Source organism: Pseudalkalibacillus sp. A8, from assembly GCF_045920555.1.
GTDB lineage: Bacteria > Bacillota > Bacilli > Bacillales > Fictibacillaceae > Pseudalkalibacillus.
Map to the genome: position 1 here is coordinate 930,932 of NZ_CP174509.1, position 20,430 is coordinate 951,361.

Genomic DNA, 20,430 nt, shown 5'->3' on the forward strand with positions numbered 1-20,430 from the left:
AAGATGTTAAAAAAGGAGTGTCTACCAATGTTGCTGAAAACGAAGCATATCAACCTGAAAACCGAACTGCCAGGTCCAAAATCGCGTGCCCTTTTAAAACGTAAGGAAGAAAATGTTCCACGCGGACCCTTCAATACATCCCCTTCGTTCATCGAAAAAGGGGAAGGAGCGATCATTACCGATATTGACGGCAATACTTTGATCGATCTCGCGGGCGCCATTGGATCTTTGAATACGGGGCACTGTCCACCTACTGTCGTCAAGGCGGTCCAGGAACAAGTGGAAAAGTTTATCCATCCTTGTTTCCATGTAGCCATGTATGAACCATACATCGAACTCGCAGAGAAATTGAACTCGCTCACTCCTGGTAATTTTAAAAAGAAGACCTTCTTCCTCAATTCCGGGGCAGAAGCGGTGGAAAATGCAGTTAAAATCGCACGTAAATATACCGGCAGAAGAGCAATCGTATCCTTCGAACGGGGTTATCATGGAAGGACTTCTATGACGATGGCATTGACCAGTAAAGTGAATCCATATAAGAACGGGTTCGGGCCATTTCCTGCCGATACGTACAAAGTACGTCACCCATATTATTATCGAAAGCCTGAAGGGATGACGGACGATCAATTGGATGACTACCTGTTGAAACAATTCAAAGATTTCTTCCTCGGTGAGGTGCCGCCTGAAGATATCGCCGCTTTCATCCTAGAGCCGATCCAGGGTGAAGGTGGATTCATCGTCCCTTCGAAGCGATTTGTCCAAGGTGTACGGGAAATTTGCAGGGAACACGGCATTTTATTCATTTCGGATGAGGTACAGACGGGATTCGGCAGGACTGGAAAAATGTTCGCCTCGGAGCATTTCGACATTGATCCTGATCTGATCACGATGTCCAAATCGATTGCAGCAGGTCTTCCAATCAGTGCAGTGACAGGAAGAGCGGAAATCATGGAAGCACCAAGCCCGGGAGAAATCGGTGGTACCTATGGTGGAAGCCCGCTTGGATGTGTAGCTGCTCTTGAAGTGATCAAGTTATTGGAGGAGCAGGACTTGATATCAAGAGCCAACGAAATCGGCGAGCTTATCAAAAACCGTTTCAAAGAAATGCGGGATAAAACAGATGTGATCGGCGATATCAGAGGTCTCGGTGCGATGACAGCGATGGAAATCGTCAAAGACCAACATTCAAAGGAACCTGACAAAGTATTGACGGGGAAGATCATCACTGAATGTAACCGTCGCGGCGTCGTCATCCTTGGCGCTGGATTATATGGAAATGTCATACGGACATTATGTCCGCTTGTCATCACAGACGAGCAATTGAATGAGGCGCTCAATGTCATCGGACAAGTCATTGAAGATGTTGTGAAGGAACAAAATAAGGGGGAATAGTAATGGAGACGACAATAGTGAAAAAAAATCTATACATCAACGGAAAGTGGATTGAAACAGAAAGGTACACACCTCTTTATTCTCCCTTCAGTGAAGAACAGATTGCAGATATCCCTGAGGGCACTGTAGAAGACGTTAACAAGGCGATCATTGCCGCTGAGGGTGCAAGAACAGCGTTAAGAAAAATGCCTGCCCATCAACGTGCGTTTGTTCTTGAAAAGATTGCGTCTTTGATGGAAGAACGATCCGAAGAAGCAGCACGTATCATCGCACTGGAAGCTTCAAAGCCGATCAATACAGCAAGAGGTGAGATCGCACGTACCATCCAGACGTATAAGTTTGCAGCAGAGGAAGCGAAACGGATAGAAGGAAAAACGATACCGTTGGATGCCGCGCCTGGAGGAGAAAAACGCCTCGCATATACTGTAAGAGAACCGATCGGTGTAGTAGCTGCGATCACTCCATTTAATTTTCCTATGAATCTCGTCGCGCATAAAGTTGGACCAGCTATTGCAGCTGGAAATCCTGTCATTCTGAAGCCTGCCAACCAAACGCCGTTGTCCGCCTTTTTTCTGGCAGAACTGATCGAAGCTGCAGGCTTGCCAGCAGGCGGGTTCAATATCGTCACCGGAAAGGGAAGTGTAATTGGTGAGGCTCTTGTTACAGATGACCGGGTGAAAGCCGTCACGTTCACCGGAAGCCCAGAAGTAGGAATTGGAATCAGGAATAAAGCTGGCCTGAAAAAAGTGACATTAGAATTGGGATCGAATTCCGGGGTCATCGTGGATGAAAATGTCGACCTTGAAAAAATCATTCCAAGGGCAGTACAGGGCGCATTTGCATTCCAGGGGCAGGTCTGTATCTCTTTGCAACGAATTTATGTACATGAGGCTATTTATGAAACATTTGTTCAAAATTTTGTGGCTGAAACAGAAAAATTAGTTGTGGGAAATCCTCTGGATGAAGACACGGATGTAGCAGCTATGATTTCAGGACATGATCTTGATCGCAGTCTGGCCTGGATACAAGAAGCCGTAAATGCTGGTGCTGAAGTGGCATACGGTGGAAATGCAGAAGGAAATGCACTTGCCCCGACAGTCATATTACATGCAGATTCGAAGGTCAAAGTGTCGTGTCAAGAAGTATTCGCACCGATCGTCGTCATTAATCGCATCTCTTCCATTGACCAAGGGATATCCTTGTTGAACGATTCACGTTATGGCCTGCAGGCTGGAATTTACACGAGGGATATCAATGCAGGATTGGATGCAGCGGATCAACTGGAAGTCGGAGGTGTTTTGATCAACGATATCCCTACCTTCCGAGTCGACCATATGCCCTATGGCGGAGTCAAAGAAAGCGGGAAAGGACGTGAAGGTCTGAAGTATGCGATAGAAGAGATGACAGAAATGAAGCTGGTCATCATCAACCGGAATTGAACTTGATAACTTTTGATTGAAAGGATACTGATTTTATGATCAAGCATCTGAAGCTAAAAGGTACACCAAGGGAAATTGGAAGGAGCCATGGAGAGGAAGGTAGAGAGCAAGTTTTGCAGAGCCTATCCACCTATGAATCTTTATTTTATGGATACAGTAAAATTAGTTGGAAACAGGCGAGAGAAGCAGCGTTTACACACTTGGACGCCATCGAAAAATACAACCTCGATTTCATTGAGGAAATGGAAGGAATCGCGGAAGGGGCCGGAGTTGATTTTGAAGACATCCTTGCGTTGAATGCAAGAAGTGAGATCGCCCTTGCCAATTACTCCAGCCAAAGCAAAAGCTTCAGTGACGGATGCACAGCAATCGGCATCACACCTCCGCTTGCAAACGATACGATCCTTGCGCAGAACTGGGATTGGAAGGCTGCTCAAATCAAAAGCCTCTTATTGTTGGATATCGAGCAGGAAGGAAAGCCTTCGATCCAGATGGTCACGGAAGGGGGGATCATTGGCAAGATCGGATATAATTCTGCCGGGGTAGGTGTCTGCCTGAATGCCTTGCTGACGAATAAAAAGAGCGATCAAGTCCCAATCCATCTTGGTTTGAGAAGTGTATTGAACTCGAGATCTTTACATGAAGCCGTTTCGAAAATAAAAGACGGACTGATGGCATCGAGCGCCAACTTCATGATCGGTAGTGATCAAGGTGAGGGTAGAGCGATGGTTGCCAACTATGAAGTTTCCCCGTTCGGCATTGATATGTTGACATCCGAGGACGGAAAGGTAGTACACACCAATCACATTTGTTCATATCGGATTTTAGAAAAAGTAGAAGACCGAAACGAGTTCAAATTTGATGACTCCCTTATCCGTAAAAACAGAGCCGAGCAATTGATCCATTCGAAAGTACATTTAAGGGAAACAATTGACACAGACGCTTTCAAGGTCTGGTTGTCCGATAAATTCAATGCACCCAACTCGATCAATCATTATGAAAACAAAAGAGCTCCTGAGCATCGTCGTATGGAAACGGTCTTTTCTATCATCATGAACCTGACGGAACGGAGCATGGAGCTATGTATCGGAAACGCAGATAAAACGAAATACACCCGCTACGATCTTTTGGCACCTACTTCTGCTTAATACAGCTTTGTTACCAGCCAGTTATGCTGAATTATCGGACAAACCTCATAATATTGAAGATGAACCTATCTTTTTGCCGGACGACCTGCAAAATTCAGCGGACAAAAACTAATATATACGGATATCATTAAATGACAGCAATGCTTGTAGTTGAATGAACAAAATAAAATGAGGGCTGCCACTAAAGAATGGCAGCCCCTTTTTCAAGTCGAAATACACATTATTTCCCAGGTAATTCTCGGATCATGTCGAAACTTACCCTATGAGACATCTGCTGTTTTTTTGTTCATATATCGTTGTAGCAGATGAGTCTTAAGTTCAATTAACGGTTGTGCAAGTGTAATGATCGGTTTTGATGCCAAAAACAATGTTACGATTGCCGCTAGGGCCAATAATACAAAGTAGTTTCCTGACTCACCTACTAAGTCATAAAACGGTGACAACTCGAACAATTTCACGATGAATCCATGCAACAAGTATACATAAAGCGTTCTTGTTCCTAGATGTGTAAAGAACATTTTCCTTCTAGGCACTATAGCCATGAAGCTGAATGTAGCAAGCGCCATCAATCCGTACATCAATAGACGGATAAACCATGCCTGCCCTAATTGTACCCCCAATTCTTCATATGAGGATGAAGCAAGCAACCAATCCTTTGCTTCTTGCGGGAAGTAGAAGTAATAGCTTACAAACATCCCGACTAAGATCATTCCGGCTGCAATTCTTTTTTCAGGCCGCAGGATAGTAGAAAAGTGTTCTTTTCTCAACAGGTAGCCGCCAAGGAATACCGGGAAGAATACAAAGGTTCTCGACAGACTGAAATATGTTCCGATATCCTGGATATAACCTGCAAAAACACCGATCGTCAATGCCACAATCATCATTACGGCTGGATGCTTCAGCTTGATGAATAGAAGCAGCAGTATATTCCAGAGCACCATACTCAATAAGAACCAGAGAGTCCAATATGGATCGAACAGAGTCAAGGTTTCCTTTCCATTCCAAATTCTATGCAGAACGAAATAAATAAGCTGGAAAATGAAATAAGGTATCAAGATGTTTCTGACAATCTTTTTTAAATAGCCCTTCTTCATAATGCCCTTCGAGAAGAATCCGCCTATAAGAATGAATGCAGGCATATGGAAGGTGTAGATAAAGTTGTATACTGTATATAAAGCTTCACTATCACCTTTGTGCGGACTTATGAAGTGTCCAAATACAACGAGAAAAATTAATATGAATTTAGCATTGTCAAAGTAGGATTCACGTTTCTTACTCATGATAAGGGCCTCCAAGTTGCAAAATGTTTTTCTAGAATACATACCAAAAAAGAAGTATGCTGATAAACTATCATACCCCTTAAATTTTAAAATGAATCGGATGTCATAGAAATTATTCGGAGTTGTCATGTGTTTTTGGAGGTACGTAAATCAGTTTTAACAGTTGTGAAAACAATGTAACAAACGTAATGGAAGTGAGGGTATAATATGGAAAAACCCTATTATGAAATAATGATAGAAGGACCGTTTTCCTTCAATTACACTTTTCGGAGGCATCATCGTACAACAGAAACATTAAAACCGATGGTAATCGATCAAGAGACCAAAAGATTCATAAAGTGGATCTACCTTGGAGAAACGCCCTTCTTATTGGATGCAAAAGTCAAGAAGCAGGACGGCAAGGTTTATATTGTGCCCAATACTGAAGATAACACTGAAAATCGCTCTTTGAAAGAATATTTATCAAGAATGTTGGGTGTAGATAATTCCTTGGATGAGTTCTATCATACCTTCAAAGACAATGAAAAAATTGCAATGTTGACTGATGAATTTCATGGGATGAGAGTCCTGGCAAACCCTGATCTATTTGAGGTGGTGGTCGATACGATCATAGGTCAGCAAATCAATCTTACATTTGCGGCTACCTTGAAAGAACGGCTCATTCGTCTTGCTGGGGATGTTAAGACTTTTGAGGGAGTTGACCTCTATTTATTCCCGCGTCCAGAAACTGTTGCACAGCTGGAATATGATCAGCTTCGTGAGCTTTCATTTAGTCAAAGGAAAGCAGAATACATCATTGATTTTGCAAGGAATGTTGTAAATGGAAACATAGACTTTGAGCGGTTGTGGACAAGTTCGAACGATGAAATTATCAATGAATTGCTTCAATACAGAGGAATTGGAAGATGGACAATAGAATGTTTAATGTTATTCGGGTTGAATCGTCCTGACGTATTACCCGCTGCAGACATCGGACTACGTAATGCGGTGAGAGAGATTTACAAATTAGACTTGCAGCCAAGAACAGAAGAAGTACAATTATTGGCAGAAAAAGAAAACTGGGGGCCATGGGCAGGTTATATCACATTCTACATGTGGCAATATCTGAACATGGTTTCTAAATAAAAAAGTTGACCTGAGTGTAGGCCAACTCTTCGTTATTATTAGTTTAGAATGGTTACTTCAACTGATTGATTTCCGAAGTTTGTTGCATCTTCTTCAGATTGCATGTATAAATCAATCTTATTACCGTTGATCGCTCCACCAGTATCCCCTGCAACTGCACGACCATATCCTTCAACATACACCTCTGTTCCTAGAGGTATGACATCAGGGTCTACTGCAACCACTTTTTGATCTGGATTTGCATTCAAATCAATACCTGTAGCTGTTACACCTGAGCAACCGTCACAATTTGCTGTATATGCTGTCGCTTCCATTGTGAGCGATTGTTGTTCTTCATCAGCTGAAGCTTGCTTTGTTTCTGTCGTTTCAGATGCTACTTCTTTTGGTGCCTCTGCTTCAGCATCTTCTTGAACTGCTTTTTTCAGATTGAATAATGCAGCCTTTGTTTCAGGACCTGCAATACCATCAACTTGTAAGCCATTGGTTTCTTGATACTCGGTGACAGCTTTTTCAGTCAAAGGACCGAAAATGCCATCAACTTCATAAGTATAAAGCTTCAATTCAGCTAAATGTTTTTGTAAGTGTTCAACCGCTTTGCCACGGTCTCCACGTTCAATAAGTCCTGTTGCCTCATCCAGTACTTCTGCAGTTTCTTTATCTACAGTCCCGGTAGGGTTAAGGTTATAATCATTTTGAAATTCCTTCACGCCTTTTTGGGTGATATCACCGTAGTAACCGGTTGTTTTATCGTAGTCGAAAAATCCTAGTTCTTTCAGGTCCTGTTGAAGTGTGTGCACATCCTCATGCCACATTTGCTTTTTTAACGGCGTTTCAAGATCTGCCGCTTGAGTTGCTGCTGGTGCAAGTACGGCTGAACCTGCTACTGCAACAGTCAATGCTGCCTTTTTTAACATATAGAGGTTCCCTCCTTTGAAGTTTGGGACGAGTTTTTAACGTCCCAATTGCACATTCTACTAGGCATTTATGACATGACGATAATAATGGAGTTACAATGCGATTACGATTAAAATACAGCCGCCGGGTTCAATTGTCATATACACCAAAATAAGGTAAAATACATTATATTTAGGCTCTGTTTGTGGATTTTTGGTATATTTCTCTACCATTTCAACTACTGCAAAATTACCGGATAAATTCCGAACAGGAGGGTTGTCCTGATGAGGGTTAGACGACCATCAAAGTTGGTTATGATCCTTTCTCTGCTTGTTATCTTTATCGTTGGTTTCGGCGGATGGACAGGTATGTATCTGTTAAATAAAACAAATGAAGGCACTGAAACTCTAGCAGATGCGAAAAGTAGTGGCGAGGTCCGTGTCGTCGATAATGATGCTTTATTCGTGAACGGAAACAAGGAAGAGGAGTTTTCTAGAGAAGTAGCAAAAATGCATGCTTATTTCAACAAGCTGTTGGGTTGGGGGGCTTGGAGGACATTTGAGCCGAAAAATAAGGATGAAGAACTAGAATCGCAACTTGAATATATCAATGATATCCTTTTGGCTGAGACATCCGGTTCTTTAGCTATTGACATGGAGCGTGCTGCAGCAGGAATTGAAAAAGCCCTAGAGACAAATGCCACAAAAGAAATGTTCATTACACACCGGATTTTTCATGATCTTGATGTGGTGATGAACGATAATGTGGCAGAGGATTATTGGGGCGTTACTACGACGTTTGGGAAAGAATGACCTATCTAAGGTGTAATTTTCTCTGCTGTCATCCTGCTTTCTGTGTTAAAGTGGTAAGTGGAAGGACGGGATGTACAAGATGTTTAAAGTATTACTTGTTTCGATTCTCATCATCATATTCGTATTGGTTATTTTCGTCATAGCGATTACAAAGGGTTATTCCTATAAACATACAATCGATCCACTAGAAAAAAACCCCAACCTTGATGAAAAAGAGAAAGACGATTACCAATCAAACCAATAAATGAACAATTCCATAATTATCCTTACGAAAAGGTTGGCTGTATAATGCAGTCAACCTTTTGTTTATTCGTACAAGCAATTTTTTCGCAGCAGAATATATTGCTTATATGGGATGATATTCTATTGAAAGTGGTGAATGATTATGAGAGTTGTTATTGATCCTGGGCACGGCGGGTCTGATCCAGGTGCAGTCTATAAACAGTACAGAGAAAAGGATTTTAATTTGAAAGTTTCACTTCTCGTCCGGGATTATTTACTAGAGTCATACGATGTCGATATCATGATGACAAGAACGACTGACAAAACGATGTCTCTAAAGGAAAGAACGGATTTTGCGAATGCGAGGAACGCTGACTTTTTCTGTTCCATCCATCATAATGCAGCCGGTGGAAGAGGATTCGAAAGCTACATTTATAATGGCACTGTGCCAGAAAGTACAAAACAAATCCAAAATGTAGTTCATAAAGAGTATATGTTTACAGCAAGTAAGTATGGAGTCATTGATCGCGGGCAGAAGAGAGCGAACTTCTATGTATTGCGAAATACTAGAATGAATGCTTTGTTGCTTGAAGTCTTATTCGTGGACAATGAACAAGATCTTAAATTGATACTGAATGAACAATTTGTCCGTGACGTGTCGAAAGCGATCGCTACTGGAATCGCCAAAGCCTTGAGTTTGAAAGCTAAACCGACACCTGAACCTGTCACTTTATATAAAGTGATCGCCGGATCTTTCAAAGAGGAAGAGAACGCAAGAGAACGTGTACGCTTTCTTGAACAGAATAAAATTGATTCCTTCATCTATCCGATCACAATTGATGGCACAAAATATTACAGGGTACAAGCAGGTGCATTTTCAGAAAAAGAAAATGCCGATGCGAGAGTGACAGCGTTGAAACGTATTGGCATTGCTGATGCATTTATCGTCACAGAAGGGACAAGCGCACCTGAGCCACCACCTCAACCAGAACCAGTCGAAGGTTTTACTATTCTTGGATCAAGTGTCGTAGCAGCAGGAAACCTGGAAACTTTCGTTAAGCGGGTCAATCCGAATGCACCAAGTTTAGTATCACTTTATATTGAAATCGGAAAGAAATATGGAATACGCGGAGATACAGCTTATGCTCAAGCGGTTCATGAAACGAATTATTTCAGGTATACTGGTGTGGTGAAACCGGAACAGAACAACTATGCTGGTATCGGAGCGACTGGACCGAATGAACCCGGGGCTTCCTTCGATACGCCGCGTGATGGAGTTACTGCCCATATCCAACACTTGTATGCTTATGCTTCTAAAGCAGGTCTCCCTGAAGGTGAAAAGCTTGTCGATCCCCGTTTTAATCTCGTCACACGAGGCTCAGCACCGACATGGGTTGCCTTGAATGGAAAATGGGCTGTACCAGGTACAAATTATGGACAACTGATCCTTAATATTTATGAGAGAATGATCGATCTTGAAATGGAATTGATCAATCAACAACTTGATCGGTTGGAAAAAACAAAGCAACAGCTTGACTAAAAAGCTCCGTAATAGGAGCTTTTTCTATTGGCTTTTTATTACTGGTTCCAGATGGGAATTTGGGCACATGAGCAGGAAACTCATTTGAGGAGCGATATAGTGGTACAATTAAAAAAGATTTATTTCTAAATCCGAAATAAATTCTATGAAGTCCGAAACAGATTAGGATGAACAACCATGAAGAATTGGCGTAAGAGTGCCCGGTTTCTGTGGCTGTGCAATTTCATAATCGTTGCTGCTATGACGATGATTTTGCCCTTCCTTCCATTGTTTTTAGAGGAATTAGGCGTGACAGGCAGCAAAGCTCTTAGCAATTGGACTGGAGCTGTATTTTCTGCAGCATTTTTATCAGGAGCAATCATGGCACCGGTATGGGGGATTTTTGCTGATAAATATGGCCAGAAAGCAAACTTGATCCGTGCGGGTATCGGCATGGGGATCATAACATTTTCGATGTCTTTTGCTAGCGGACCATGGATGTTATTGGCTCTTCGGTTTTTTATGGGCTTCTTTTCAGGATTCATTACAGTATCCTTTTCCTATTTATCGAGAATTACTCCGAAAGAACACACTGGAAGTGCTTTAGGATTCTTACAAACAGGAGGCATCTCTGGAGGGATCATCGGACCATTGATCGGCGGGGCACTTTCAGATTTATTCGGGTTTCGCCCAGTGTTTGCTGTAACGGGGATCAGTATCTTTATGACATTGACGCTCGTCATTTTTTTTATACCTAAAGATGAACCGATGCAGGCCGCCAAAGGGAAGCAAGGAACGTTTATAGACGTCCTTCGCAATAAACAGCTGCTTATTTTGTTCATTGCAACCTTCCTGTTGCAAGCAGCGATGTTAAGTACGAACTCCATGATGACGATCTTTGTGAAAACCTTCGTTCATGACCCGGAAAACCTGGCACTTCTTGCTGGATTAGCAGCCTCTATCCTTGGGATTGCAACCATCATCGGCTCACCATACCTCGGCAAGCTTGGTGATCGGATCGGTCATCTAAAGATGCTCCCCGTTGTCATGCTGTTAAGCGGTCTATTATTCTTTCCCCAATTATGGACAGACAATATTTATGAATTGTATATTTGGCGCTTTCTGCAAGGGTTAATATTAGGCGGTGTCTGGCCTGCTATCCAGACGTTGATCCATAAAAAGACACCACCCAATATACAGGGACGAGCTTTCGGTGTAACTGCCAGCTGTCGTTTTCTTGGTAATTTGACGGGACCGATCATCGGTGGATGGATTTCAGGAAGCTTTATGACCGCATATGTATTTGGATTTGCGGGAGCCATTTTAGTGATTGGAAGCGGACTTGTTAAATGGGGCGTACAAAAAAACTGATCAATCAAAAAAACCCCGGAGAATATGAAAATTCTCCATGGGTTAATCCTTATTGGGCCTTTTTCTGAAACATGCGGCTCTGGCCATGAATATTAGAGGACATCTATTCCGATATTTGTGACAAAATGGTGTGATTTTAAAAATTAGAGGACATCAATTCCGTTATTTAGCTAAAAGGCTGCTGGTTTTTATTGAATTTAACTAAATAAGGTCTCCTATGTCCGCTAAAAACTTTTGCGTCACTCTCTAGTCTTATCATTCGATTGTTTGGGTGAATGTCGTCTCGATTGGCGGCTTGGAGGTCACTTTGAATTTTACTTTATATGTTCCTGGCTCCAGCTCTGGAATATCAACTTCAAAAGTTTCCGTCTGGCCTGGTTCAATCGTGATTGTTTTCAAAGCCTGTGTAAACATCTTACCTTCTCCCCAATGGAAGACTTGTTTTCCATCTTGATCTGTAATCCACATATCATATTGCTGACCACTTGAAAACTGAAGTTCTTGCGTTTTTCCTGTTTCGTTCTTAAGCTCGATCACGGCCTTATTTTTTGTGAATGAAACGACATTGAGCTTTAATTCATCTGCCACACTATCATTCCCTTCAGAATTTTTATCCTCTTTATCTTCATTTGCTTGGCCATTTGTCGGTTGGGATTCTGGTTCTTCAGGTTGATTACTCGTCCCACATGCAGTTAGGAGAAGGACTAAAAAGATCGCAGCAAGTCGATACATGGTGATTCCTCCTTTTCCGGACATATCATAGGTGTCCTGAAATCGTATTTGTAGTATAGACGTAACCGCGCCAGTCTATGTTTCACCAATTTCAGGTTATTGATCTGGAGTCTTTAAAATATATATTGTTCCGATTGCGTCCAATCGTTCATTTAACTGTACAATAGGATGTTCAATCTACAGGGATAGGGATGATAATATTGTCTCCCTATCTTATATAGTAGCCTAGACGAGACATTATGGCAATTTTAGATCCCATAAAAAAGAGGCTGACACTACAATTGTCAGCCCTCATTTGTTATCAATCTATTTATTTTGCATGCAAGCGGCGGATACGCTCATCAAGATCTGGGTGAGTAGAAAAGAGCATTCTTTTCTTTTTGCCTCCACTGATTTTCATAGATGCGAGTGCTTCTTGACGTGTATCGACTCGGTTGACATGAGCCCGTAATGATTCAAGCGCATGGATCATCTTGTCTTTACCAGCCAAGTCTGCACCACCTCGGTCTGCATGGAATTCACGGTAACGGGAGTATGCCATCACAACGATACTTCCGAGGATCGAGAACGCGATTTGGAAAACGATGATCGCGAGGAAGTGGACGATAGCAGCTTTGTCTTCATCAACAAGCTGTGCCACTGCCCATGCTGCGATACGTGACAAGAACACGACGAATGTATTGATGATACCCTGTAGCAAGGTCATCGTTACCATATCACCATTGGCAATGTGCGCGACTTCGTGTGCCAATACACCTTCAACTGCGTCATCATCCATGTTTTGTAATAAACCGCTTGAAACGGCTACGAGTGAACGACGTTTAGATGGACCAGTCGCAAATGCGTTGACTTCTGGTGAGTCGTAAATACCAACCTCTGGCATTTTCGTCAATCCTGCTGCACGTGAAAGACGGTGTACACGATCGACAAGGTCTTGCTCATATGAAGAAAGGGGACCGTCAGGGTTGATAACCTTGACACCCATCATTTTTTTAGCCATCCAACGAGAAATCGCCAGAGAAATGAATGAACCACTGAAACCAACTACAGCACTGAACACCAGCAATTGGCCAAACATGATGTTACCGCCTTGGATGTAATTGTTTACACCTAACAACGACAAGACAATCATGATGGTAGTAAGGACTAGGATGTTTGTCAGGATAAACAGAAAAATTCTCTTTGCCATTTTCCATACCTCATTTCAAGTTCATTTGAACTTTAATTATGAGATAAGTATAAATTACCTTTCAGGATTTTTCAAGATAGAAGTCTTAAATTTTATGAGAATTTTTTGAAAATCCTTACATAAACAAATTGACGTACCTATCGTTTATTTCGTATGATAAGTTCAAATGACCATGTTTAATGAGGTGAAAAAATGCCTTCTTTCAAACTTACCCGCTATCAAATGGCAGAACTGCTCATATCCTTACAATCTGATCATGGGAAAACCCCTTTGGATGTATTGAAACAGGCTTGGCTGGATTTAAATGTCCATAAAAAAGGTTCTGATGAAAATGCCATACTGGAATCTTCACTTCCGACAATTTTTGAGAAGATCATTAAAGGACCTAACCAGAACAAAGGTTTTTCCATTAATGAAATTGTTTCTCTCGGGAACCAGATCGAGCATAGCAGCTTTTCGACAAGCGCTGTACAGAATTGGGTGAAGAGAGATGTACGTAATTTGATCGGTTCACCTCAGAAGGGTAAGAAATACTCGCTTGAACAGGCGGCGATACTTTTTATCGTCGAGGACCTTAAGAGCACTCTTGATTTTCTCTCTATACGGAATTTGCTTACTCTCATTTTTAATAATATAGAAGATCGCCATGACGATCTCATTGACCCGATTGATTTTTACCATACGTATTCTACTATCTTTGAAGAGCTTGACTTGAATGATGACCATGTAGTGGATGTAGATTTCCGAATGAAAGACGGGACGAAAGCGGAAACGCTTATTTTTCAAAAGGCAGAAAATAAGATTACGTACTTGGAAAGATTGGACAATAAAGAAATGTCCATAGTGAAAAATGCATTAGTGATCGCAACCTTGTCAATCCAGACATCCTACTTCCAATCTGTATCACGCCAATTTCTAAATACGACTTTGTTTATATGAAAACTTAGGTTGACCTATAAGTGTCTGACTCTCTCTGTTTCACAGTTTGGGGAGGTGTTGGGCACTTTCTTTTTGGAGCAGCGACCTTTCTGATTATGCAAAGATACTTTTATATGCAAATTTGCAACGATGGTGACTAAAAATATTATGTTTCTACTTTGTTTTCGAGCTTTGCTATTCTTAATTGTAGATTTTCGCGAAATTCTCCAGTTTCGCGGGCGATCCGCAAGCTCTCGCTGCAAGGTCTCACCTGGTTCGCTTTTCCCGTAGGAGTTTTGCAAAATTTCGCTTATAAAGTCTTGTTTTTAAAATGAACATCATAAATTAGATATGAGAGGGGGAGCGAGATGAACGAACGAAAATGGTTGAAAAAAGAGGGTTCAAAATGGATGGAGAAAGGGCTGATCGAAAGAGAACAACTCGATAGCATATTGTCATTATACGAAAAAAAGAACAACAATCTATTACCGATCTTGGCAAGTATTTTAATAGGACTTGGCGTCTTGACTTTTGTTGCTTCCAATTGGTCGAATATAAGCGATGTATTTAGGCTCGCCATCATTTGTGGAGCACTGATAGGTTTTCAGTTCACTGGATTTCATCTCGTCAAAAAGGGATCGAGGACACTTGGGATTGCACTGATAGGAATTGGTGTAATAACCTTCGGAGCAGGGATTTTTCTGACAGCGCAGATGTATCACATTGTATCCTACAATGCCACCGCTTTTATTTTGTGGATGTTGGTTGCTTTGTTATTTTATGCGATGCTCCCGAACAAATATTTTTATCTGTTGTCCTTGGTTATTGGGACGGCTGGTTTAATTTATAGTGCTATGTCTTTTCAAGGATTCAGCTTTTTATTAGCCTTCCTTATTATATTTGCTGCTGGATATGTGACATTTAAAGAGGAGCATCCACTTTTCTTTTACTTCTATTCAATTGCCTATGCGATTACAAGCATTACTTTATTAGTCGCTTATGATCTGACTTATATATGGATGACGATCATATTCCTTCTTCTTTATGGAATCAGTGAGTGGATCAGAAGTGAGAAGGGGCAGCTTGCATTTAAGAACATAAGTATTCTTGGGAGTTTAGCTGTCATTTTCATTCATGTTTTCTTCTTAAAAGAGCTGGTCCACTATGAAGAGGATATACTCTCAAGTGATTTGGTGTACTTTATAATGTTGATTGGGCTTGGAGCTCTGACTGGATGGAATAAAATTCGAAGGAACATCCAGTCCAATTGGCTCGATTTCACTTTATTTTTACCGTTGTTTTTGATTGGTGATGTCGGGGGTATTCTCTATTTGCTGCTTGCTTTCAGTTATTCATTATTCATTTTGATCCAAGGCTATCAATTAGAAGAATCTGATCGGATCAATCGCGGGACATTTTTGTTCCTGATAAGTACCCTTGTTGCATATATCCAATTAGCATGGGATTTCTTGCCGAAGTCGATGTTCTTCTTGGCTGGAGGGGTGTTACTCTTTATTCTAAGCTGGCTGCTTGAACGAAGACGTAGAAAATGGGTACACAAGACAAAAGGAGGTCAATCATAATGCGGAAAAAATGGCTGTATGTCTTGGTTGCCCTTCAGGTGTTGATTTTGATAGGTATTGCTGCAACGCATTATATGACTTTGAAATTCGGCGAACAGGTCGTCTTGAAAACAGAACCGATTGATCCAAGGGATATCTTTTACGGAGATTATGTCACCTTGAATTATGATATATCCACGTTATCGCTTGATTTGTTGCAAGATGAGGGGATTGACGAGAGGGAGATGGTATATGTTCTCCTCCAAAAATCAGGTGAAGTTCATGAGGCAAGTAGTGTGCACAGTCAAAAGCCAAAAGTCGAAAATGGAGAAATAGTACTAAATGGTAAAGTACGGTGGGTAGATGACTATTCTGATATATTGATGATCGATTATGGAATTGAACGATTTTATGTAGAAGAAGGAACCGGAAAGGTTCTTGAAGATGAGCGTCCTGATAAAATAGTCGTTCGGGTCGCCCCATGGGGAAATGTCGTAATTGAGGAACTTTTGTCGACCGAGAGATAATTGAAAAAATAGTTTTTGGGTTAAGGTATTACGTGTGTTATACTTGTCATAATCCAGCGGGAAGGAGACAAATATTGTCAAAAATTAACGTATTTTTAGACGATGTCCGTCCATGTCCCGACAATTATATTTTAGCTTCAGACATTGAACAATGTATCAAATTGTTGAAGGAAAAGGATATTCAGCATCTTTCATTAGACCATGATTTAGAAAACAAGTATCGCAATGGATATATGCTTGTTGAATACTTGGTAAAACATAAATTATTCGCAGAGACCATTACGGTCCATTCTGCTAACGCTGGTGCTGGCAAGCGGATGTTTCTGTTTTTGAAAGATGCACAAGAGGATTTTCTCATTCCGAAAGAAGTGAAAATCCTTTACAATCCATTACCAATTAGACTAAATAAGGCTAACTAGCATCTAAAGGAAGGTGCTTCAGGCTGTCGAGGGAATTGCTCGGCAGCCTTTTATTGTGGCTTTACAATCGAATTAAACTTCGGTAATATGGTAGTAATAACCAATGAGAGGGTGTTCACTTCGAGATGATGATTCGATCTGTTGTGCTTTTAATTGTAGTGGCTTGATGTAGGGATAAGTATGCCCATTTTTAGAACAAAGCCATCACAAGACAACAGATCCACATCCTCGAACCCCCCTTGACGGTGAAGAGTTTACCGAAAAGGATTTTTCCTGTCCATATAGTCCGGAAAAGAAGCAGGGTGTTCAAGCACCTTGCTTTTTTTATTAACGCTGTTAAATCATGTTGTTGATTAATTATGGAAAATTTTTGCGAACGAAATTCACGACACCACTGCGGTAAAAGGGAGCCAGGCGAGACCCTGCAGCGAGGAGGCTTGCGGATCGCCCCGGAAAGGGAGTGAATTTCATAGAATCAACAATAATTTTATAAGCGGACCTTCGTCAAAGGGTTGGCTTTGCCAGGTTTTCTTTATGTAACGGAAAAGAGGAGAGTTATGGTTCAAGTTTTGTGTGATGGTCCAAATTACTGGAGAAAGAGGGAACGATATTGAGTATTTTACATGTAAAAGGACTGACACACGGTTTTGGAGATCGGACACTATTCAATCAAGTTGAATTCAGATTACTGAATGCAGAACATGTCGGTCTAGTCGGAGCGAATGGCAGTGGAAAATCCACCTTATTGAAGCTTCTTGTAGGGGAACTTATACCGGATGGAGGCGTAATTAATCGCCATCCGGGCATTGAAATCGGTTATTTAGAGCAGCATCCCGATTTTAATGAAGGCGAAACCATCCTGACATACTTGCAAGGTGCTTTTTCAGAGCTTTATGAATTAGAGCAGGAGATGATTAGCATTACCCAACGATTATCCGACTCCGGAAATCCTGATTTAGAAAAAGATCTGGAAAGGCTCGGAAAAATTCAAGATACGTTGGACGCTCATCAATTTTATACGATAGATACGACAATCGAAGAGGTGACATCAGGACTAGGAATTTCAGCATTAGGGATGACAACGGAAACTGAACAATTGAGCGGGGGACAACGGACTAAGCTCATGCTTGCAAAACTGTTGTTGAGTAAGCCCGATATCTTGTTGATGGATGAACCGACTAACTACTTGGATGATGTGCATATTGCCTGGCTTAAGAAATACCTCCTGAAATATCCCAATGCCTTCGTTTTGATTTCACATGATACGTCCTTCATGAATGAGGTTGTGAACGTCGTCCACCATTTGGAGCATAAAATCCTGACGCGATATGTCGGCAATTACAAAGCTTTTACTGAAGCTTATGAATTACGAAAAAGGCAGACCTATCAAGCTTATGTCAGGCAGCAGAAGGAGATTGATAAGCTGGAGGATTACATCAGGCGTAATAAAGCGAGAGCCTCTACAGCCAAACAGGCGAAAAGCCGTGAAAAGAAGCTGGAAAAGATAGATCGTATTGAAAAGCCGATGAGCCTGCCTGTACCACGCTTCATGTTTGAGGTGTGCAGGGAACCGAATCAAGAAGTTTTGGTTGCGAGAGAACTACAGGTCGGATATGAAAGACCATTATTCAGCGGGATCGATCTGACCATCAAAAAGGATAGGAAAATCGCTATCACTGGTTACAACGGTATCGGAAAATCCACAACGATCAAATCTCTGCTGGGGCTCATTGAACCACTAAGTGGAGAAGTGAAACTCGGAAGCTTTGTAAGGCCCGTCTATCTTGAGCAGGAGATCGTTTTTCCGCGTGAGGAGTCGGCTTTGCAATATGTTTGGTTGCAGTTTCCATTCATGCAGGAGAAAGATGTACGGAAAAGACTGGCGAGAAGCGGCTTGAAGAACGAGCATATTTATCAGCCCTTGAACACGTTAAGCGGTGGAGAACAGACGAAGGTGAGGCTTTGTTTGTTGATGATGAAAGAAAGCAATTTTCTTGTGTTGGATGAACCGACGAACCATCTGGATGTGCAAGCGAAGGAAGCATTGAAGGGAGCCCTTGAAAAATATAAAGGGACGATCCTCATTGTTTCGCATGAACCTGAATTTTATGAGGATTGGATTACAGATATTTGGAATGTAGAAGACTGGGTGAAATAAGATAAGGAAAGACTTCGGTGTAAAACCGAAGTCTTCTTTATAGGTGTGAATTTACACAATTTATTGGTAAACAAGTAGATTTTATTGGTAAAGTGCCAAGAAATATCGGTAAAATGCAGCACTCCGATATTAGATCAATTTTTCCGTTTTTTCAAATGAAATATGTCAAGGTCATGCGCAAGTTCAGTGTTTTCGAATACACGGACAGCACTTTCAAGCAACTCCTCTGAACGGTCATAGTATCTTGAACTGATGTGATTTAGAATCAGGCGTTTTGCATTTGCCTTTTTGGCAATTTCAGCGGCTTGTATCGTTGTTGAGTGGAAATAGTCGATTGCTTGCTCTTCCATCCCCTCCGCAAATGTCGCTTCATGGATCAGAAGGTCTGAATTACGAGCAAGCTGCACAGTCTTTTCCGAAGGGCGGGTATCTCCACAAACCGTTACAACTCTGCCAGGCTGAGCCTGATCGATAAAATCCGTCCCATTCAAGACCCGTCCATCATCCAAAGTGACTGTTTCGCCTTCCTTCAGTTTTTTATAAACAGGGCCAGGTGGAACCTCTATTTCTTTCAGCTTTTCAACTAGTAATCGGCCAGGTTGGGAAGGTTCTGTAATCCGGATACCGAAAGAAGGGATGACATGTTCAAGTAAAGCTGTCTCTACTTTATAGCCCTCATCATTTTCAACGTACCCATCATCATACTCCACGATTTCCAGTGGATACTTCAAATAAGTCCGGCTCGTTTCCAATGCCACTGTCACAAATTCATGGATTCCTTTTGGGCCATATACTGTCAATGGGTTCTCTCCACCCTGGAAAGAACGGCTGCCTAAAACGCCCGGAAGGCCATAGAGATGGTCGCCATGCATATGGGAAATGAAAATTTTCGAGATTTGCCATAGCTTCAAGTTTGTATGCAATATTTGATGCTGCGTAGACTCCCCGCAATCGAACAGCCAAACATCGCCTTCACGATTTGTCATGAATCGCAGGGCTAGGGATGAAACATTCCGACCTTTCGAAGGGATACCTGCTCCTGTTCCGAGAAAATGAAATTCCATACCATTCATCCTTTCAATGATAGTATATACCATCTGTTCTCCATCCTAAAACGAAGACTCAATTCAGCTTCGAGACGGAGAGGAAACCAAACTCCTGTCTGTATGATGAAAATCTGTATCCGATTAGACTTTAGGTAAAGAAAAAAGAAGGAGCGATTTTAGATGTCCATTAAGGAAGAAACGGCGAATACTTATATCATCCCACGGAAAAATGAAAGAGAATTGGATGTGAAAATCCAACTGGGAACCGGCAAACTGTATCTCGACGGTTCTACGGAAGAAATCATGGAAGGGTTGTTTACGGTAATGGGCGAATCCACTGAACCAGATATTGAGTACGATATCTCCGAAACCGGCAAGGGAACCCTTGTTGTACCGCAACGATCTATCAACTCATGGAAAAATCTCAGGTCTGCCAAGCAAAAGTGGGATATAGCCCTTAATGGTGAATTGCCCCTTACGCTGAAATTGGAGTTAGGGGCTGGAAAGTCAAGACTAGGACTCTCCAGATTGAATCTAGTAGATGTTCATATCGAGTCCGGAATCGGGGAAACTGAAATCGACCTGACTGGGGATTGGAAAAAGAGTTTCAAAATGAAAATTGATACGGGTGTCGGTAAAATGAAAATCCGGTTGCCAAGCAGATCGGCGTAAAACTG

Annotated in this window: 19 protein-coding genes; 14 read left to right on the forward strand and 5 right to left on the reverse strand. The window is 41.6% G+C overall.

Going from position 1 to position 20,430, the window contains the following annotated elements:
• Positions 1 to 27 precede the first annotated feature (27 nt).
• The 3 genes from gabT to ACJROX_RS04865 are packed head-to-tail and all read left to right on the forward strand — an operon-like array spanning position 28 to position 3,979.
• A complete protein-coding gene (gene gabT / locus ACJROX_RS04855) occupies positions 28 to 1,392 on the forward strand; it encodes a 4-aminobutyrate--2-oxoglutarate transaminase (protein WP_408009634.1) in 1,365 nt (454 codons plus the stop codon).
• Between the two features lie 2 nt (positions 1,393 to 1,394).
• A complete protein-coding gene (locus ACJROX_RS04860; RefSeq protein WP_408009635.1) occupies positions 1,395 to 2,831 on the forward strand; it encodes an aldehyde dehydrogenase family protein in 1,437 nt (478 codons plus the stop codon).
• 35 nt (positions 2,832 to 2,866) lie between these two features.
• The gene (locus ACJROX_RS04865; protein WP_408009636.1) at positions 2,867 to 3,979 is read left to right on the forward strand and encodes a C45 family autoproteolytic acyltransferase/hydolase; all 1,113 of its coding nucleotides are present in this window, start codon (positions 2,867 to 2,869) and stop codon (positions 3,977 to 3,979) included.
• Between the two features lie 260 nt (positions 3,980 to 4,239).
• On the opposite strand, the gene ACJROX_RS04870 is transcribed toward ACJROX_RS04865, so the two are convergent.
• A complete protein-coding gene (locus tag ACJROX_RS04870; RefSeq protein ID WP_408009637.1) occupies positions 4,240 to 5,259 on the reverse strand; it encodes an acyltransferase family protein in 1,020 nt (339 codons plus the stop codon).
• A gap of 207 nt (positions 5,260 to 5,466) precedes the next feature.
• On the opposite strand from ACJROX_RS04870, the gene ACJROX_RS04875 reads away from it, so the two are divergent.
• Positions 5,467 to 6,384, forward strand: coding sequence for a DNA-3-methyladenine glycosylase family protein (locus ACJROX_RS04875; RefSeq protein ID WP_408009638.1), 918 nt, complete (start codon positions 5,467 to 5,469; stop codon positions 6,382 to 6,384).
• A gap of 38 nt (positions 6,385 to 6,422) precedes the next feature.
• On the opposite strand, the gene ACJROX_RS04880 is transcribed toward ACJROX_RS04875, so the two are convergent.
• On the reverse strand, positions 6,423 to 7,298 hold the full coding sequence (locus ACJROX_RS04880) for a peptidoglycan-binding protein (RefSeq protein WP_408009639.1): 876 nt from the start codon (positions 7,296 to 7,298) through the stop codon (positions 6,423 to 6,425).
• A 264-nt stretch (positions 7,299 to 7,562) separates the two neighbouring features.
• Here ACJROX_RS04880 and ACJROX_RS04885 point away from each other — a divergent pair, with 264 nt between their 5' ends.
• From ACJROX_RS04885 to ACJROX_RS04900, 4 genes are all read left to right on the forward strand, one after another.
• Positions 7,563 to 8,090, forward strand: coding sequence for a hypothetical protein (locus ACJROX_RS04885; RefSeq protein ID WP_408009640.1), 528 nt, complete (start codon positions 7,563 to 7,565; stop codon positions 8,088 to 8,090).
• Positions 8,091 to 8,169: 79 nt separating this feature from the next.
• Positions 8,170 to 8,334: a YtzI protein gene (gene ytzI, locus ACJROX_RS04890; RefSeq protein WP_408009641.1), complete on the forward strand. Its 165-nt coding sequence runs from the start codon at positions 8,170 to 8,172 to the stop codon at positions 8,332 to 8,334.
• A 141-nt stretch (positions 8,335 to 8,475) separates the two neighbouring features.
• Positions 8,476 to 9,852: an N-acetylmuramoyl-L-alanine amidase gene (locus ACJROX_RS04895; protein ID WP_408009642.1), complete on the forward strand. Its 1,377-nt coding sequence runs from the start codon at positions 8,476 to 8,478 to the stop codon at positions 9,850 to 9,852.
• 177 nt (positions 9,853 to 10,029) lie between these two features.
• Positions 10,030 to 11,202: an MFS transporter gene (locus tag ACJROX_RS04900; protein ID WP_408009643.1), complete on the forward strand. Its 1,173-nt coding sequence runs from the start codon at positions 10,030 to 10,032 to the stop codon at positions 11,200 to 11,202.
• Positions 11,203 to 11,457: 255 nt separating this feature from the next.
• On the opposite strand, the gene ACJROX_RS04905 is transcribed toward ACJROX_RS04900, so the two are convergent.
• Together ACJROX_RS04905 and htpX are read right to left on the reverse strand one after the other, a co-directional pair.
• Positions 11,458 to 11,934, reverse strand: coding sequence for a BsuPI-related putative proteinase inhibitor (locus ACJROX_RS04905; RefSeq protein WP_408009644.1), 477 nt, complete (start codon positions 11,932 to 11,934; stop codon positions 11,458 to 11,460).
• Positions 11,935 to 12,244: 310 nt separating this feature from the next.
• On the reverse strand, positions 12,245 to 13,123 hold the full coding sequence (gene htpX / locus ACJROX_RS04910) for a protease HtpX (RefSeq protein ID WP_408009645.1): 879 nt from the start codon (positions 13,121 to 13,123) through the stop codon (positions 12,245 to 12,247).
• A 192-nt stretch (positions 13,124 to 13,315) separates the two neighbouring features.
• On the opposite strand from htpX, the gene ACJROX_RS04915 reads away from it, so the two are divergent.
• The 5 genes from ACJROX_RS04915 to ACJROX_RS04935 all read left to right on the forward strand — a co-directional run bounded on the left by ACJROX_RS04915 (position 13,316) and on the right by ACJROX_RS04935 (position 18,707).
• Complete coding sequence (locus ACJROX_RS04915) at positions 13,316 to 14,062, forward strand: DUF1836 domain-containing protein (RefSeq protein WP_408009646.1); 747 nt, start codon at positions 13,316 to 13,318, stop codon at positions 14,060 to 14,062.
• A gap of 347 nt (positions 14,063 to 14,409) precedes the next feature.
• The gene (locus tag ACJROX_RS04920; protein ID WP_408009647.1) at positions 14,410 to 15,624 is read left to right on the forward strand and encodes a DUF2157 domain-containing protein; all 1,215 of its coding nucleotides are present in this window, start codon (positions 14,410 to 14,412) and stop codon (positions 15,622 to 15,624) included.
• Positions 15,624 to 16,130, forward strand: a complete 507-nt coding sequence (locus ACJROX_RS04925; RefSeq protein ID WP_408009648.1) for a GDYXXLXY domain-containing protein — start codon at positions 15,624 to 15,626, stop codon at positions 16,128 to 16,130. Before ACJROX_RS04920 ends, ACJROX_RS04925 begins: the two co-directional genes overlap by 1 nt.
• 74 nt (positions 16,131 to 16,204) lie before the next feature.
• Positions 16,205 to 16,549, forward strand: a complete 345-nt coding sequence (locus tag ACJROX_RS04930; RefSeq protein WP_408009649.1) for a cyclic-phosphate processing receiver domain-containing protein — start codon at positions 16,205 to 16,207, stop codon at positions 16,547 to 16,549.
• 610 nt (positions 16,550 to 17,159) lie between these two features.
• Complete coding sequence (locus ACJROX_RS04935; protein ID WP_408009650.1) at positions 17,160 to 18,707, forward strand: ABC-F family ATP-binding cassette domain-containing protein; 1,548 nt, start codon at positions 17,160 to 17,162, stop codon at positions 18,705 to 18,707.
• A gap of 134 nt (positions 18,708 to 18,841) precedes the next feature.
• On the opposite strand, the gene rnz is transcribed toward ACJROX_RS04935, so the two are convergent.
• On the reverse strand, positions 18,842 to 19,771 hold the full coding sequence (rnz, locus tag ACJROX_RS04940) for a ribonuclease Z (RefSeq protein ID WP_408011578.1): 930 nt from the start codon (positions 19,769 to 19,771) through the stop codon (positions 18,842 to 18,844).
• Positions 19,772 to 19,933: 162 nt separating this feature from the next.
• On the opposite strand from rnz, the gene ACJROX_RS04945 reads away from it, so the two are divergent.
• Positions 19,934 to 20,425 (forward strand): toast rack family protein, encoded by a 492-nt coding sequence (locus ACJROX_RS04945; protein WP_408009651.1) that lies wholly within the window; start codon positions 19,934 to 19,936, stop codon positions 20,423 to 20,425.
• Positions 20,426 to 20,430: the final 5 nt, after the last annotated feature.